At 66.6% G+C, this 14,094-nt stretch carries 14 protein-coding genes; 9 read left to right on the top strand and 5 right to left on the bottom strand.

Annotated features, from left to right (window positions below):
- The first annotated feature begins 65 nt into the window (after positions 1-65).
- Together thpR and ppa are read left to right on the top strand one after the other, a co-directional pair.
- Complete coding sequence (gene thpR / locus G572_RS23545; RefSeq protein WP_051242244.1) at positions 66-659, top strand: RNA 2',3'-cyclic phosphodiesterase; 594 nt, start codon at positions 66-68, stop codon at positions 657-659.
- Between the two features lie 102 nt (positions 660-761).
- Positions 762-1,298: an inorganic diphosphatase gene (gene ppa / locus G572_RS0111510; RefSeq protein WP_029058610.1), complete on the top strand. Its 537-nt coding sequence runs from the start codon at positions 762-764 to the stop codon at positions 1,296-1,298.
- Positions 1,299-1,380: 82 nt separating this feature from the next.
- Here ppa and G572_RS0111505 read toward each other — a convergent pair whose 3' ends face one another.
- Entirely contained in the window at positions 1,381-2,166 is a 786-nt protein-coding gene (locus G572_RS0111505; protein WP_029058609.1) for an alpha/beta fold hydrolase, read from the bottom strand.
- A gap of 169 nt (positions 2,167-2,335) precedes the next feature.
- Between G572_RS0111505 and G572_RS0111500 the strand changes: the two genes are divergently transcribed.
- Both G572_RS0111500 and G572_RS0111495 read left to right on the top strand, forming a co-directional pair.
- Positions 2,336-3,283, top strand: coding sequence for a sugar kinase (locus G572_RS0111500; RefSeq protein ID WP_029058608.1), 948 nt, complete (start codon positions 2,336-2,338; stop codon positions 3,281-3,283).
- A gap of 65 nt (positions 3,284-3,348) precedes the next feature.
- A complete protein-coding gene (locus G572_RS0111495) occupies positions 3,349-3,987 on the top strand; it encodes a L,D-transpeptidase (RefSeq protein WP_208979097.1) in 639 nt (212 codons plus the stop codon).
- Here G572_RS0111495 and G572_RS0111490 read toward each other — a convergent pair.
- From G572_RS0111490 to secA, 3 genes are all read right to left on the bottom strand, one after another.
- Positions 3,974-5,176: an adenylate/guanylate cyclase domain-containing protein gene (locus G572_RS0111490; RefSeq protein ID WP_029058606.1), complete on the bottom strand. Its 1,203-nt coding sequence runs from the start codon at positions 5,174-5,176 to the stop codon at positions 3,974-3,976. The genes G572_RS0111495 and G572_RS0111490 overlap by 14 nt on opposite strands.
- A gap of 43 nt (positions 5,177-5,219) precedes the next feature.
- Entirely contained in the window at positions 5,220-6,089 is an 870-nt protein-coding gene (locus G572_RS0111485; protein WP_051242242.1) for a glycosyltransferase, read from the bottom strand.
- An 81-nt stretch (positions 6,090-6,170) separates the two neighbouring features.
- Positions 6,171-8,954, bottom strand: a complete 2,784-nt coding sequence (secA, locus tag G572_RS0111480) for a preprotein translocase subunit SecA (protein WP_029058604.1) — start codon at positions 8,952-8,954, stop codon at positions 6,171-6,173.
- Positions 8,955-9,319: 365 nt separating this feature from the next.
- Here secA and G572_RS23540 point away from each other — a divergent pair, with 365 nt between their 5' ends.
- The 5 genes from G572_RS23540 to G572_RS0111455 all read left to right on the top strand — a co-directional run bounded on the left by G572_RS23540 (position 9,320) and on the right by G572_RS0111455 (position 13,072).
- Positions 9,320-10,207 carry a peptidylprolyl isomerase gene (locus G572_RS23540; RefSeq protein ID WP_037546681.1) on the top strand — a complete coding sequence of 296 codons (888 nt, stop codon included), beginning with the start codon at positions 9,320-9,322 and terminating at the stop codon, positions 10,205-10,207.
- A gap of 96 nt (positions 10,208-10,303) precedes the next feature.
- Positions 10,304-11,536: a bifunctional glutamate N-acetyltransferase/amino-acid acetyltransferase ArgJ gene (gene argJ / locus G572_RS0111470; protein ID WP_029058603.1), complete on the top strand. Its 1,233-nt coding sequence runs from the start codon at positions 10,304-10,306 to the stop codon at positions 11,534-11,536.
- 14 nt (positions 11,537-11,550) lie between these two features.
- A complete protein-coding gene (locus G572_RS0111465) occupies positions 11,551-12,336 on the top strand; it encodes a GNAT family N-acetyltransferase (RefSeq protein WP_029058602.1) in 786 nt (261 codons plus the stop codon).
- Positions 12,337-12,404: 68 nt separating this feature from the next.
- A complete protein-coding gene (locus G572_RS0111460) occupies positions 12,405-12,803 on the top strand; it encodes a (deoxy)nucleoside triphosphate pyrophosphohydrolase (RefSeq protein ID WP_029058601.1) in 399 nt (132 codons plus the stop codon).
- 53 nt (positions 12,804-12,856) lie between these two features.
- The gene (locus G572_RS0111455; RefSeq protein WP_029058600.1) at positions 12,857-13,072 is read left to right on the top strand and encodes a hypothetical protein; all 216 of its coding nucleotides are present in this window, start codon (positions 12,857-12,859) and stop codon (positions 13,070-13,072) included.
- Positions 13,073-13,088: 16 nt separating this feature from the next.
- Here the strand turns inward: G572_RS0111455 and G572_RS0111450 are convergent, their stop codons facing one another.
- Complete coding sequence (locus tag G572_RS0111450; RefSeq protein WP_084650089.1) at positions 13,089-14,054, bottom strand: class I SAM-dependent methyltransferase; 966 nt, start codon at positions 14,052-14,054, stop codon at positions 13,089-13,091.
- Positions 14,055-14,094: the final 40 nt, after the last annotated feature.

Here is a 14,094-nt window from a genome sequence, read left to right as displayed (position 1 = left end):
TTTTGGTTGCGGAGCGGGGCGTTTCCCTGTCGTGATAGGACATCGGCGACAGAGGAGGGGATGCCATGCCTCGACTGTTCACCGGGCTTGAGATTTCCGCCCAGACGGGTCTCATGCTCTCCCTGCTACGCGGCGGCCTGCGCGGCGCCCGCTGGATCGATCCCGAAAATTACCACATCACCCTGCGCTTCATCGGCGATGTCGACGATCCGACCGCCGACGAGATTGCCGATGCGCTGGCGCGCATTCGCCGCGATGCCGTCGAGATCCGTGTCAATGGCCTCGGCTCCTTCGGCAACGGCAAGCCGCATGCGGTCTGGGCGCGGGTCGAACCGAACCGGGCGCTGATGGAGCTTCAGGGGGAGCAGGAGCGTATCCTGCAACGGCTGCGCCTGCCGGCGGAGCGGCGCAAGTACATCCCGCATGTGACGCTGGCGCGGTGCCGGAGCGCAACCAACCAGGACGTCGCGCGCTGGCTGTCGGAACACGGCGGGTTCCAGGCGCCGGCCTTCACGGCCGCGCGCTTCGTGCTGTTTTCCTCCCGCTCAAGCGTCGGCGGCGGTCCCTATCTGGTGGAGGAAGCCTACCCTTTGTCGGTTGCGGGCGGCCTGGGCGACGACTTCAATGCCGATGCCTTCGCCGGGCACGACTTCGGTTAGGATCTGCCCTAGCACTTAAGGTGCAGCGCACAATTTCCGGCTTGCCTTTGGACGTGGCGCTTGCGATACAGCGCGCCAACGACCAATCGAGGAGCTTGATCCATGCGCATCGACGCCGTGCCGATCGGCAAGAACCCGCCCGAAGACATCAATGTGATCATTGAGGTCTCCGTCGGCGGCGAGCCGATCAAATACGAAATGGACAAGGATGCGGGCGCGATGTACGTCGACCGCTTCCTGTACACGCCGATGCGGTACCCCGGAAACTACGGCTTCGTGCCGCACACGCTGTGCGGCGACGGCGACCCGGTCGATGTGATCGTCGCCAACCAGCGTCCGATCGTGCCGGGCGCGATCATGAACTGCCGCCCGATTGGCGTGCTGTTCATGGAAGACGAAGCCGGGATGGACGAAAAGCTGATCGCGGTTCCCTCGTCCAAGCTGACCAAGCGCTACGACAACGTGCTGCACTTCGAGGACCTGCCGGCGATCACCATCGAGCAGATCAAGCACTTTTTCGAGCACTACAAGGATCTGGAGCCCGGCAAGTGGGTGAAGATCGCGGGCTTCGGCGGCCCGGAAGACGCGAAGCGCATCATTCGCGAATCGATCGAGCGCGAGAACGCCAGCAAGGGCTGAGCGGCGCGGCTTCGCCACTGCGGAATTTCGAAAGGCCGGAAGCCAGCGCTTCCGGCCTTTCTTGTTGCGGACGCTCGCCCCCTTAGCCGTGAGCCATCTGCTCGCGGATCAGCCGGCAGACGGCTTCCGGGATTTCCAGATGCGGCATGTGGCCGACCCGTTCGAACACATGGGTCGCGACCTCGCCCGGCAGCTTGTGCGACTGGCGCGTGGGCAGGACGCGATCCTGCGTTCCCCAGATGATCTTGACGGGGACCTCCAGGCCGGCCAGCGCGTCGCGCGGCAGGACCTTTTGCGTCTTTCCGTCGATCAGGTGCTCCACGATGGTCACCAGCGCATCGCGCGCGCCGGGCCGGGCGCGGGCCTCCGCTGCCTGGCGGGCGACGAAGGGCGGCAGGTCGAACTCCCAGCCGAAGAACTGCTCCAGCAGCATCTCCAGTTCGCCCGCGTCCGTTGCCGCCGCATAGCGGCGCAGCAGGCGATGGTTGATCTCGAACCCGAAGCCGCCTGGTGCAAGCAGCGTGAGGCTTGCGATCCGCTCCGGCGCCTTCAGCGCGACGAGCACGGCGGTTGCCCCGCCCATGGAATGGCCGACGAGGTGGACTTTCTCGAGCCCCAGCGCATCGAGCGAGGCACGTACCGCACGCGCCGCGATCCCCGCCCCGCCGATCTCCGGCCAGTCGAGGGCGCGGCCGTGCCCCGGGAGGTCGAAAGCCAGCGTGCGACGATGGGCGGCAAGCGGCGCCTGCACCAGCGACCAGCCGGCGGCGTCTCCGCCAAAGCCATGAAGGAGCACCACGGGCGCGCCGTCGCCCGCCGTGCCGCTGTCGAGGTGGGGGAGGCTGCCTGCCGGCGTGTGTAACGTCATGTTTCGGTGTCCGTTCGTGATGCCTGCCCCTTGTTGCCACAGGCCGGACGGGGAGGCGAGCGGGAAAGACATGGACAAAGGCGCGCGGGCCTCGCGCTTGACAGGCAAAGGCGGGGGCCGCACAAGGTCCGGACCGGTTTTAAATCGATTGAAATTTGCGAGGTTTGGAGTGACGGATCTTCTGTGCTTCGGCGAGGCGATGATCGAATTCAACCAGACGCAGGCGGGAGGCCCCTATCTCCAGGGTTTTGGCGGGGACACGTCCAATGTCGCCATCGCGGCCGCGCGCCAGGGCGCGTCGGTCGGCTGCATGGGGGCAACGGGCGACGATGTCTTCGGCGACATGCTCCATGAGCTGTGGCGCGGCGAGGGCGTCGACGCGGAGAACGTGACCCGCCGCGCGGAGGCGCCGACGGGGCTTTACTTCGTCACCCACGCGGCGGAGGGGCATGTCTTCACCTACCGCCGTGCGGGGTCGGCTGCGAGCCGCATCGCGCCGGGCGACCTGCCGCGCGCGGCCTTGGCCCGGGCACGCATCCTGCATGTCTCGGCGATCAGCCAGGCGATTTCGCCAAGTGCCTGCGATGCCGTCCTCGAGGCCATCGAGATCGTGCGCGGCGCCGGGGGGCTTGTTTCCTACGACACCAACCTGCGCCTCAAGCTCTGGCCGCTGGCGCGGGCGCGGGCCGTTGTCGCGGCGACCGCCGCCATGGCCGACATCTTGCTGCCCGGTCTCGACGACGCCCGGCTGCTGACCGGGCTGGAGACGCCCGAGGAGATCGCGGTGCATTATCTTGGCACGGGCGCGAAACACGTGGCGCTGACGCTGGGTGCCGAGGGCGTTCTCTACGCCAATGCGGATGGCATGACCCGGATCGCGCCGCACCGTGTTGCGGCGGTGGATGCCACAGGTGCCGGGGATGCCTTCGACGGGGCGTTTCTGGCGGAGCTTCTGGCGGGTGCGGACGGGCTTTCGGCCGCGCGTCATGCAAATGCGGCGGCCGCGCTTGCGGTCTGCGGGTTTGGCGCTGTTGCGCCGCTGCCACAGCGGGCGGATGTCGTTGCCTATCTGACACAGGGAACGATGCCGCAGACCGGAACTTCAGCGTATTCTTAACCGTGGTGCGGCACGGTTGCGCGGTGAGCGGTGCCGGCGGGTCGGTGGCGCGGAAATGGCCTGTCATGAACGGCATTGAGACGGCGATGAGGAAGACGATGCGGATTTTCGGTTTGATGATGATGGCCATGGTGGCGAGCGCCTTGACGCTCGGCCAGGCGTCGGCGGTGACGGAACGCTATTTCGATCCGACCACGCGAAGCTGGCAGACCTACAAGATCACGCCGGAAGCGGCCGGCAAGATCGTGCGCGAGAAGTACAAGCGCACCACCGTGCGCTACCGCACCTCGGAAAAGCCGGGCTCGGTGATCGTCGACACCGATGACCGCTATCTCTATTTCGTGCTGCCCGGCGGCAAGGCCGTGCGCTACGGCATCGGCGTCGGTCGCGAGGGCTTCGGCTGGTCGGGCAAGGAAAAGGTCACCCGCAAGGCCAAGTGGCCGAGCTGGACGCCGCCGCAGGAAATGATCGTGCGCGAGCGCAAGAAGGGCCGTAATCTGCCCCGCTTCATGCCGGGCGGGCCGAAGAACCCGATGGGCGCGCGCGCGCTCTATCTCGGTTCGACCGAATACCGCATTCACGGCACCAACGAGGACTGGTCCATCGGTCGCGCGGTGTCGTCGGGCTGCATCCGCATGCTCAACGAAGATGTGGAAGACCTCTACAACCGTGTGGCCGTCGGCGCCCGCGTCACGGTGCTTTGAGCGCCGTTTCGCCAAGGGCGTAGAGCTCTACCGGGGTCGAGAAACCGTCGAGCGGATACCGCCCGGCGGCGCGGAACTGTCCCGGTGCCTGATCGGCGATTTCTGCGGTGACGAGAACCTCGGTGTCGAGGCGCTTCGTCATCGCCTCGATGCGCGCCACGGCGTTTACGGTCGGACCGATGACGGAAAATGTCAGACGCTCCGCGACGCCGATGTTGCCGAACATCACCCGCCCCGAGGACAGCGCAATGCCGCAGGTCAGGGGGTGGCGCGTCTCCTGCCGCGCCGCATGGAGGCGGCGACGGACCTCCGCGACGGTTTCCAGGGCGCTGCGCGCGGCGGCCCCGATGCCCTGTCCGTCGATCGGGAAAACCGCCAGCACCGCATCGCCGATGAAGTCCAGTACCTCGCCGCCATTGGCGATCACCGCGCCGGCGGTTGCGTCGAAATAGGTGTTCAGATGCGCCAGATAGGCGTCCGGCGACAGCCGGTCGGCGAGGGCCGTCGATCCGCGCAGGTCGCTGTAGAAGATCACCGCGTCCAGCGCCTCGCCGTCGCCATGGCGGATCCGCCCGGAGATCACCTGCCCGCCGGCGCGCTTGCCGAGATAGGTCTCCGCGATGGTACGGGCGATGCGGGACTGGACATTGGCCCGGCAGGCAAGGGCCAGCCGCATCTGCAGATAATCGACCCGTTCGATAACCTCATCTGAAAAACCGCCAGGTGTCCGGGTGCTCCAGGTGACGGTGATGCCCGACACGTCGAAGGGGTTGGAGGTCGGCAGCTCGAAGGGCGTCGAGATCACGATGTAGTCTGTGAACCCCTGATCGCGCAGCGCCTCCAGCATCGGAAATTCCAGCAGGGCGTTGCCATCGCTCAGCCGCCGGCGCATGCGGGTCTGGCGCGCGGTCAGAAGCGCGCGGATCGGACTCAGGAGCCACTCGTCGGTGTCGGGCTGGTCGTGGGTGTGCAATCCGCGGGCGACGGTCTCGCCCGGAAGCCAGAGAGCCGTTTCCGCCTCGATCAGCGGATGCAGCGTCGACCAGGTCAGCATCGCCCGGTCGATCTCGATACCGGCCGCGCGCATGCGCTCGCAGGTGTCGGCGAACATCTGGCCGATGTCCGGCTGTCCGAGCGCCTCGCGGATCAGCCAGTCCTCGATGTCCTCGATTTCCGGGGACGTGCGCATGCGGGCCTCCTCCTCGTCGCGGCAGATGATGTGCCCTGCGGCGCTAGTCGTAGCGCGCCGCGATCCGGCCGATCAAGGTGTTCGGAGGGAAGGGGGCGTTGGTGTCGATCCCGGCGCGACGCCACATCTCGTTGTAGCAATGCAGGAAGGCGGTGTCCGGGCCAAGCCTGGTTCGCGGCGACAGCAGCGCCCGCGGACAGGCCCAGTAGTCGACCGGATTTGCGACGCGGGCCGCCATCAGCGTCGGCGCGAGCGCCGGCCACTGATCGACGAGCGTGGTCAGGAGCTTCGGGCCGCAGTCGCCCCATTCAAGCCGGGCGGGATCAAACCCGTCGGCAAAGCGGAAGGCGAGGTCGATCACGTCGCCGCGTTGCGGCGCGGGGTGATAGATCACGTTCGAGTTCAGCTGGACCCGCCGCTTGCCCCGGATGCGTTCGCTGACGAGGAAGCCGTCCGGCGCCGCTGCTTGCAGGGCGTCCTGCTCCATCAGGCAGACGACGTCCGTGTCCGCCCACAGCCCGCCGTGGCGCGCGAGCACGGCATAGCGAAACAGGTTGGAAAAGGCGGAGAGGCTGCCGTTTTGGTAACGAAAGATGCGCGTCTCGGGCAGGATTTCCCGGCCATCGCGCAGCGTCACCCCCTCGGGGGCGTTCGTCGGGCGGCGATAGTTCCACAGCTGGACGTCATAGCCATGCGCGAGGAAGCTCGCACAGGCGAGGTGCCCGAGGCGGCACAGATCGCCCTCGACCCAGAGAAGATGAACGGTGAGGGGAGGCGACGGCGCGGCGGCGGTGTCCGATCGGTCCCGCGCGCGCAGGGTGGCAAGCGGAAGGCCCGCGGGCGTCTTGATCCGCAATCCGGGAAGGTCCGGTCCGTCCGTGCCGATGATCTTGTCGAGAACCGGGCCGATCATGTCACTCGAACGCAGGCAGGGGACAAAGAAAAAGCCCCGCCCGGTGTAGCCGGGCGGGGCGGGGAAGGGGGCGTGTCTCGCTCAGGCAAGCGCGCCGTGGCAGTGCTTGTATTTCTTGCCGGAGCCGCAGGGGCAGGCCTCGTTGCGGCCGACCTTGCCCCAGGTCGCGGGATCCTGCGGATCGCGCGGGCCGTCGGCGACGGGCGGACGGGCATCGGCGGTCTCGAACTCGTTCTCGCCGGTCTGCGGGTTGATGTGGCTCGCCTGCATTTCCGGCAGGTCGTCGTCGCTGGGAAGCTCCGGCTGGTCCTGCACCAGCTCGACGCGCATCAGCTGCGCGGTGGTCGCCTGGCGCAGGTTGGCCAGCATGCTTTCGAACAGCGTGAAGGCCTCGGTCTTGTACTCCTGCAGCGGATCGCGCTGGGCGTAGCCGCGGAAACCGATCACCGAGCGCAGATGGTCGAGGTTGGCGAGATGCTCGCGCCACAGATGATCCAGCGTCTGCAGCAGGACCGCCTTTTCGACCTGGCGCATGACGTCGGGCGAATACTGGCCGACCTTGCGCGCCATGGCCTGGTCGGTTTCGCGCTTGAGTCGCTCGATCACCTCTTCGTCGGCGATGCCCTCTTCCCGGGCCCAGTCGACGACCGGCAGGTCCATGTTGAGGACCTGGCGCACCTCCGCCTGAAGGCCCTCGGTGTCCCACTGCTCGGGATAGGCCTTTTCGGGAATGTGGCGCGCGACGAGGCCCTCGATCACGTCGTGGCGCATGTCGGTGACGGTCTCGGCGATCGCCTCGCCGTCCATCAGCTCGATGCGCTGGTCGAAGACGACCTTGCGCTGGTCGTTCATCACGTCGTCGAACTTCAGGAGGTTCTTGCGGATGTCGAAGTTGCGCGCCTCGACCTTCTGCTGCGCCTTGGCGAGTGCCCGGTTGATCCAGGGATGGACGATGGCCTCGCCCTCCTTGAGACCGAGCTTCTGCAGCATGCCGTCCATGCGGTCGGAGCCGAAGATGCGCATCAGGTCGTCCTGAAGCGACAGGAAGAACTTGGAGCGGCCCGGATCGCCCTGACGGCCGGAACGGCCGCGCAACTGGTTGTCGATGCGCCGGCTCTCGTGACGCTCGGTGCCGATGACGAAGAGGCCGCCGGCCTCGATCGCGGTCTGCTTGCGCGCCTCGATCTCGGCGCGGATCTCGGCCTCGCGGGCCTGGCGCGCCTCGCCTTCTTCCATGCCCTCGAGCTCGTAGTCGATGCGCATGTCGGCGTTGCCGCCGAGCTGGATGTCGGTGCCGCGGCCGGCCATGTTGGTGGCGATGGTCACCGCACCCGGCAGACCGGCCTGAGAGATGATCGAGGCTTCCTGTTCGTGGTAGCGGGCGTTGAGAACGGCAAAGATCCGCGCCTTCTTGGCGTTGAAGTCGCCTTCCTGCAGCGGCTTGAAAGCATCGGGATCCGTGACATCGACCTGTCGGTAGCCGGCCTTCTTGAGGGCGGCGGCGAGAACCTCGGACTTTTCGATGGACGTCGTGCCGACGAGGATCGGCTGGCCGCGCGACTTGCACTCGTCAACAAGCTCGACGATCGCCTGGTATTTCTCCTCGACGGTCCGGTAGACCTCGTCATCGTCGTCGATGCGCCGCACGGCAAGGTTCGTCGGGATCTCCATGACTTCCAGCCCGTAGATGTCGCCGAATTCCTCCGCTTCCGTCGACGCCGTGCCGGTCATGCCGGCGAGCTTGTCGTAGAGGCGGAAATAATTCTGGAAGGTGATGGAGGCCAGCGTCTGGTTTTCCGGCTGGATCGCGACCTTCTCCTTGGCCTCCAGAGCCTGGTGCAGGCCTTCCGAATAGCGGCGGCCCGGCATCATGCGTCCGGTGAACTCGTCGATGATCACCACTTCGTTGTTGCGGACGATGTAGTCCTTGTCGCGCTGGAACAGCTTGTGCGCCTTGAGCGCCTGCTGCAGGTGGTGAACGACCGACACGTTCTCCACGTCGTAGAGGTTTTCGCCCTTCAGCAGGCCGGCGTCGCGCAACAGCGCCTCAAGCTTCTCGTTGCCGGCCTCGGTGAAGGTGGCGGAGCGCTGCTTCTCGTCGAGGTCGAAGTCGCCGTCCTCGATGTGGGGCACGAACGCGTCGACCGTGGTGTAGAACTCGCTGCGGTCCTCGAGCGGGCCGGAAATGATCAGCGGGGTGCGCGCCTCGTCGACCAGGATCGAATCGACCTCGTCGACGATCGCGAAATTGTGTCCGCGCTGGGTCATCGATGCGCGCTCGTACTTCATGTTGTCGCGCAGATAGTCGAAGCCGAATTCGTTGTTGGTGCCGTAGGTCACATCCGCCGCATAGGCGGTCTTGCGCTCCTCGTCGCTCAGCCCGTGCACGATCACGCCGACGCTGAGGCCGAGGAAACGGTAGATCCGGCCCATCCATTCCGCATCGCGGCTTGCCAGATAGTCGTTCACGGTCACGACATGGACGCCCTTGCCGGACAAGGCATTGAGATAGACGGCGAGCGTCGCGACGAGCGTCTTGCCCTCGCCGGTGCGCATTTCCGAAATCTGGCCGGCATGCAGGACCATGCCACCGATCAGCTGGACATCATAGTGGCGCTGGCCAAGCACGCGGCGCGATGCCTCGCGAACGGTCGCGAAGGCCGGTTCCAGGACGCTGTCGAGCGAGGCGCCGTCGGCGACCTGCTTGCGGAAATCCTCGGTGCGGGCGCGCAATGCGTCGTCACTGAGCGCCTTCAGCTCTTCCTCCAACGCGTTGATGGAGGCGACTCGCCCGCGCATCATCTTGATGCGGCGGTCGTTTGCTGAGCCGAAGAGCTTTTTGGCGAGTGCGCCGAGGCCGGCCATGTGGCGGTCCTTATGCTTGCCAAAGGCGCCGCCAGGGTCAGACATGGGCGGCAACCCGGCATTCGGATTGACGATACTTGGCGCCGGCCTCGCAACCGCCATATTGAGACGGGAGACGAACACGCGCCCTGATGGGGTCGTCCGGCCATCTGGCGGGGACGTTCGACAGATAAGAGGGGGTCCGGAGGTTGTCAACGCCGCGCGTTTTGCGCAAGTCTGCCGCCGAGCCGCGGCGAAGGGCGTCCGCACCGCCAATGCGGGGGCACATCCGTCCGGGCAACGGCCCGGCCGGGGTGGATCCGGCAACCGCGACCCGCACATGCAAATGCCCGAGAGGCATTGCGTTCAACCAAGAGGATTACAGCATGACACCCAGATTTGCCGCGACATTGCAGCGCGCCACGGTCGCGTTGGCGTTCGCCTCGGGCCTCGGTCTTGCCGCAGCGCAGGCGCAAGAGCCGGGCGACGCGGTCGCCACGGTCGGGGAAAGCGTCATCACCGAGGCCGACATCGCCTTCGCGTCGCAGGATTTCGCTGAGCAGCTCGCCAATGTGCCGCAGGGACAATGGCGCAAGGTCCTGACCGACATCGTCATCGACATGCAGCTGATGGCCAATGCGGCCGAAGAGGCGGACATCGACGACGAAGACGACTTCCAGCGTCAGGTCGACTTTCTGACGATGCGTGCCCTGCGCAACGCCTATCTGGTGCGCGAGGTGGAGAACAAGGTCTCCGACGAGATGGTGCAGGCGGCCTATGACAAGGAATTCGCCGATTACGCCGGAGAGGATGAGCGCAAGGCCCGCCATATCCTGCTGGAGAGCAAGGAAGAGGCCGAAGCCGTCATTGAGGCGCTTGAGGACGGCGGCGACTTCGTCGAGCTTGCCAAGGAAAAGTCCACCGGTCCCTCCGGTCCGAACGGCGGCGATCTCGGCTATTTCACCCGCGGCCGCATGGTCAAGGAATTCGACGACGCGGCCTTCGCGCTTGAGGTCGGCGCCTTCACAAAGGAGCCGGTGCAGACGCAGTTCGGCTGGCATGTGATCAAGGTCGAGGACGCCCGCACCCAGCCGGCGCCGGAGCTTGACGATGTGCGCGACCGTCTGCGCCAGGACCTGCTGCGCGCCCGTTACGCGGAAGTGATGGACGCGTTGAAGGCCAACACCACCATCGAGGTCGTTGCGGAGGAGCCGGCCGCCACGGAGACGGACGACGATACGGCGCCGGACGCCGAGGACGCTGCCAAACAGTAGTTTGACAGATCGGATCAACCGGTTAGACAAATGGCCTGTCCGCATCGCGCGGGCAGGCTTTTTGGTTCCCGCTGCACAAGGAAAGACGGTATCGCCATGTCGGATGCGATTTCTCCCCTGGCTCCCAAGTCATATGCGGACATGCCGGCGTTGCGCGGGATCCGCCTGGCCACAACGTCGGCGGGCATCAAATACGTCGGGCGCACCGATGTTCTCCTGATGCTCTTCGATGCGGGCGCCGAGGTCGCCGGCGTGTTCACCCGTTCGCGCTGTCCCTCCGCCGCCGTCGACTGGTGCCGTGAAAACCTCGCCGGCGGCAAGGCGCGGGCGCTGCTCGTCAATTCCGGCAATGCCAATGCCTTCACCGGAAAAAAGGGCGCGGAGACGACCCGGCTGAGTGCACAATTTGCGGCCGAGGCGGCCGGCTGCACGCCCGACGAGATCTTTCTTGCCTCCACCGGGGTAATCGGCGAGCCGCTCGACGCGACGAAATTTTCCGCCGTTCTCGACACGATGGTGCAACAGGCGGCCCCCGGAGGCTGGCTCGACGCCGCGCGCGCCATCATGACGACCGACACCTTTCCCAAGGCGGCGACCCGCAGCGTGGACATGGGTGGGGTCGCGGTGACGCTGAACGGCATCGCCAAGGGGGCCGGCATGGTCGCGCCTGACATGGCGACGATGCTGTCGTTTCTGGTGACCGATGCCCCGATCGCCGCACCGGTGCTGCAGGCGCTGATTGCGGAGGCCGTCGGTCCGAGCTTCAATTCCATCACTATCGACGGCGACACCTCGACCTCCGACACGGTGCTGCTGTTCGCCACCGGCGCGGCCGGGGGGGAGCGGGTGGAGACGCTCGACGACCCGCGGCTTCCCGCTTTCCGGGCAGCGCTCGCCGACCTGACGCGGGAGCTCGCGCAGTGGATCGTTCGCGACGGCGAGGGCGCGCGGAAATTCCTGGAGGTCTCCGTGCGCGGGGCGGAAAGCGACGCAAGCGCCCGGAAGATCGCCTTTTCCATCGCCAATTCGCCGCTGGTGAAGACGGCGGTCGCCGGCGAGGACGCCAACTGGGGCCGCGTCGTCATGGCGGTGGGCAAGGCGGGCGAGCCGGCCGAACGCGACCGGCTGGCGATCTGGTTCGGCGATGTGCGGGTCGCCGTCGACGGCGAACGGGACGCGGGCTACTCGGAAGAGGCGGCCACGGCGGTCATGCGTCGGGAGGACATCCAGCTCACGGTCGACATCGGCATCGGCTCGGGGCGTGCGACGGTATGGACCTGCGACCTGACCAAGGACTATGTCGCCATTAACGGCGACTACCGGTCCTGACGCGGACAAAGCGCGTGGAGCCGTCTTCCATCCTCGCAATCGAGACCGCCAACCTGAACGGTTTTCCTGCCGAAATGCAGCGCGCCGACGGCGCCTGGCTGTCGCGCCTGTCGCCGGGGGTTCCCGCGCGACGCGTCAACTCGCTGACTGTCTTCGATGCGGAAGACGACACCCGAATCGCGGCGCGTCTCGATGAGACCCGCGCGCTGTTTTCGCATCACGACATTGCCTTTCACCTGCGCGACACGCCACTCACGCCGCCGGCCCTGAGAGCCCATGTCGATGCGCTGGGCTGGCTTTCGGCCGGCGACACTGATGTGTGGACCCGCGCGCTTGCGCCGGGCGACATCGCCGCCGGGGCGGAGGTAGACGGCGTCGAGATCGCCCCCTGTTCGCTTGCCGACTGGCTCGCCGCCTTCATCCGCGTTGGCGGCACCCGACCGGAGACGGTCGCGCCGGGCGCCGTGGAGCAGCTCGGAGCCGCACTGTCGCGTGTTGCCGCGCGCCGGATCTGTCTGGTGGCGCGCGACACCGACGGGCGGGCGGTGGCGGTGGCGATCGCCGTGGCCGACCGCGACCTGCTCGGCATCTACGATCTCGCCGTCGATCCGCGGGCGCGCCTGCGCGGGCTTGGCACCCGGATGGTCGGGGCCTGCCTCGAGTATGGCGGACGGCTCGGCTGTCGCACCGCCTGGCTGCAGGTGGTGTGCGAGAACGCTCCGGCCCGGGCGCTCTACCGGCGCTGCGGCTTTGCCGACGCCTACAGTTATCACTACCGGTTTCCGCCGACCGGCGGCTGAAGCGGCGTTTTCCCGGACATGGTGAGCAAAGTATTGTGCGGCCGTGCCGAAACGAGACGGGGTCTTGCATGAAAATGGTTCTGGTCGTGGCCTGCGCGCTGCTCGATGCCGACAACCGCGTTCTGATCGCCCAGCGCCCGGAGGGAAAGGCGATGGCGGGATTGTGGGAATTCCCGGGCGGAAAGATCGAGCCGGGCGAGCGCCCGGAGGATGCGCTCATTCGCGAATTGGCCGAAGAACTGGGAATTACGGTTAAGAAAGAGTGCCTTGCACCGTTAACATTCGCCAGCCACGCTTATGAGGAATTTCACCTGCTGATGCCACTTTTCGTGTGCCGACGATGGTCGGGCACGGTTGCAGGCCGCGAGGGTCAGGCGATCAAATGGGTAAGGCCGGTGCGGCTGCGGGATTTCCCGATGCCGCCTGCAGACGACCCTTTGATTCCGCATCTGATCGATCTCGCCTGAGGGGTCCTTTCCGGAAGGAACGGCCGTGCCGAAACAACACGGGACGCGCCAGGATGACCGCAATTTCAAGACAGTTTCGCGACGGCCGTGACCGGATTTTCACCCTGGTCGATGGGTTCATTCACGATGACGCGGGCAACGCGTCTGTCGAATACACAGTGATGGTCGGGTTCATCTCCTTTGCGATCGTGGCGTCGCTCGCGGCCATTGGCCGTGTCATCGACGAGGATGTGTTCAGCGTCCTCGTCGAGGCGGCGGCCGCGATCTGACGCCCGTGCGCCCGTCCTAGTCCGCGTCGCTTTTTCCCGAAGACCCGTCCGGCTGCGGGTCCAAAGCGCCAAGCGCGTCCGACAGGCGCATTTTCGCCGAGCCCGGAGCCAGCGGCTTTTGCTGGCTTTCGTGCGGCGCCCAGCCCGACAGGGACACGATGTCGAAGGTGGCGCGGAGGCGCCCGTCGGCGTCGGCATGATCGGCAGCATAAAGTTCCGCCGCGCGCATCAGCGTCGCGCGGGTCAGAGGCTTGCGCGACCGCTCGCTCAGCATGTTGGCCGCCCCCATCGCCCGCAGGTCGGAAAGAAGCGAGAAAAAGTCGCCATAACGCACCGTGACGCGGTCGACGTCGGCGACGGGAAGCGCGAAGCCGGCGCGCTGAAGCAGCGCACCGAGTGCGCGGGTGTCGGCGAAGGGCGCGACCCGGGGGGCCGCGCCGCCGGTGACGTCCAGCTCCGCGCGCATCAGCACATCTTTTAGTTCCTGCAACGTGTCACCGCCAAGCAGTGCCGCCAGAAACAGGCCGTCGGGCCTCAACGCGCGACGGATCTGGATCAGTGCGCCGGGCAGGTCGTTGACGAATTGCAGCGACAGCGCCGAGACGACAAGATCGAGACGGGCATCCGCGAAGGGCAAAAGGGCGTCATCGGCGACCAGATCCGCGCCCGGCGTCATGCCGTCCTGTGTCAGCACGTCGACGCGAATGGCCCGCTCGACACCGGGCATGCGCCGCAGGATCTCGTGCAGTCGCCCCGTGTGGCCGCCCAGATCCACCGCCGTGGGGAAGCTGCGGGTGACGATGGCGAGCCTGTCCGCCAGATCGCCGACCGCATGGGCGAGCAGGAAATCCGCACCCGGCTCGCGACGCGCCAGCGCCCGCGCCCTGTGCCGCGCCAGAAGCGCGCGGTCGAAAACCTGCGGCGCAGCGGTCGGATCGATATCCGGGGCGCCCGGCGGCGCGGTCGGTTTCTTGGTCGGCATGGCAGGTTCCGTCGTGTTGAGGCCCGGCGGCTGTTGCGAA

Source organism: Stappia stellulata DSM 5886 (assembly GCF_000423705.1).
GTDB classification, from domain to species: domain Bacteria; phylum Pseudomonadota; class Alphaproteobacteria; order Rhizobiales; family Stappiaceae; genus Stappia; species Stappia stellulata.
The sequence above is the reverse complement of the archived record's forward strand: the minus strand, read 5'-3'. Positions and strand labels throughout refer to the sequence as shown.

Bases quoted from the DNA above. Each gene is read 5' to 3' on its own strand.
- thpR (WP_051242244.1), top strand. From the start codon at position 66: ATGCCTCGACTGTTCACCGGGCTTGAGATTTCCGCCCAGACGGGTCTC.
- ppa (WP_029058610.1), top strand. From the start codon at position 762: ATGCGCATCGACGCCGTGCCGATCGGCAAGAACCCGCCCGAAGACATC.
- G572_RS0111505 (WP_029058609.1), bottom strand. From the start codon at position 2,166: ATGACGTTACACACGCCGGCAGGCAGCCTCCCCCACCTCGACAGCGGC.
- G572_RS0111495 (WP_208979097.1), top strand. From the start codon at position 3,349: ATGAACGGCATTGAGACGGCGATGAGGAAGACGATGCGGATTTTCGGT.
- G572_RS0111490 (WP_029058606.1), bottom strand. From the start codon at position 5,176: ATGCGCACGTCCCCGGAAATCGAGGACATCGAGGACTGGCTGATCCGC.
- G572_RS0111485 (WP_051242242.1), bottom strand. From the start codon at position 6,089: ATGATCGGCCCGGTTCTCGACAAGATCATCGGCACGGACGGACCGGAC.
- secA (WP_029058604.1), bottom strand. From the start codon at position 8,954: ATGGCCGGCCTCGGCGCACTCGCCAAAAAGCTCTTCGGCTCAGCAAAC.
- G572_RS23540 (WP_037546681.1), top strand. From the start codon at position 9,320: ATGACACCCAGATTTGCCGCGACATTGCAGCGCGCCACGGTCGCGTTG.
- argJ (WP_029058603.1), top strand. From the start codon at position 10,304: ATGTCGGATGCGATTTCTCCCCTGGCTCCCAAGTCATATGCGGACATG.
- G572_RS0111460 (WP_029058601.1), top strand. From the start codon at position 12,405: ATGAAAATGGTTCTGGTCGTGGCCTGCGCGCTGCTCGATGCCGACAAC.
- G572_RS0111455 (WP_029058600.1), top strand. From the start codon at position 12,857: ATGACCGCAATTTCAAGACAGTTTCGCGACGGCCGTGACCGGATTTTC.
- G572_RS0111450 (WP_084650089.1), bottom strand. From the start codon at position 14,054: ATGCCGACCAAGAAACCGACCGCGCCGCCGGGCGCCCCGGATATCGAT.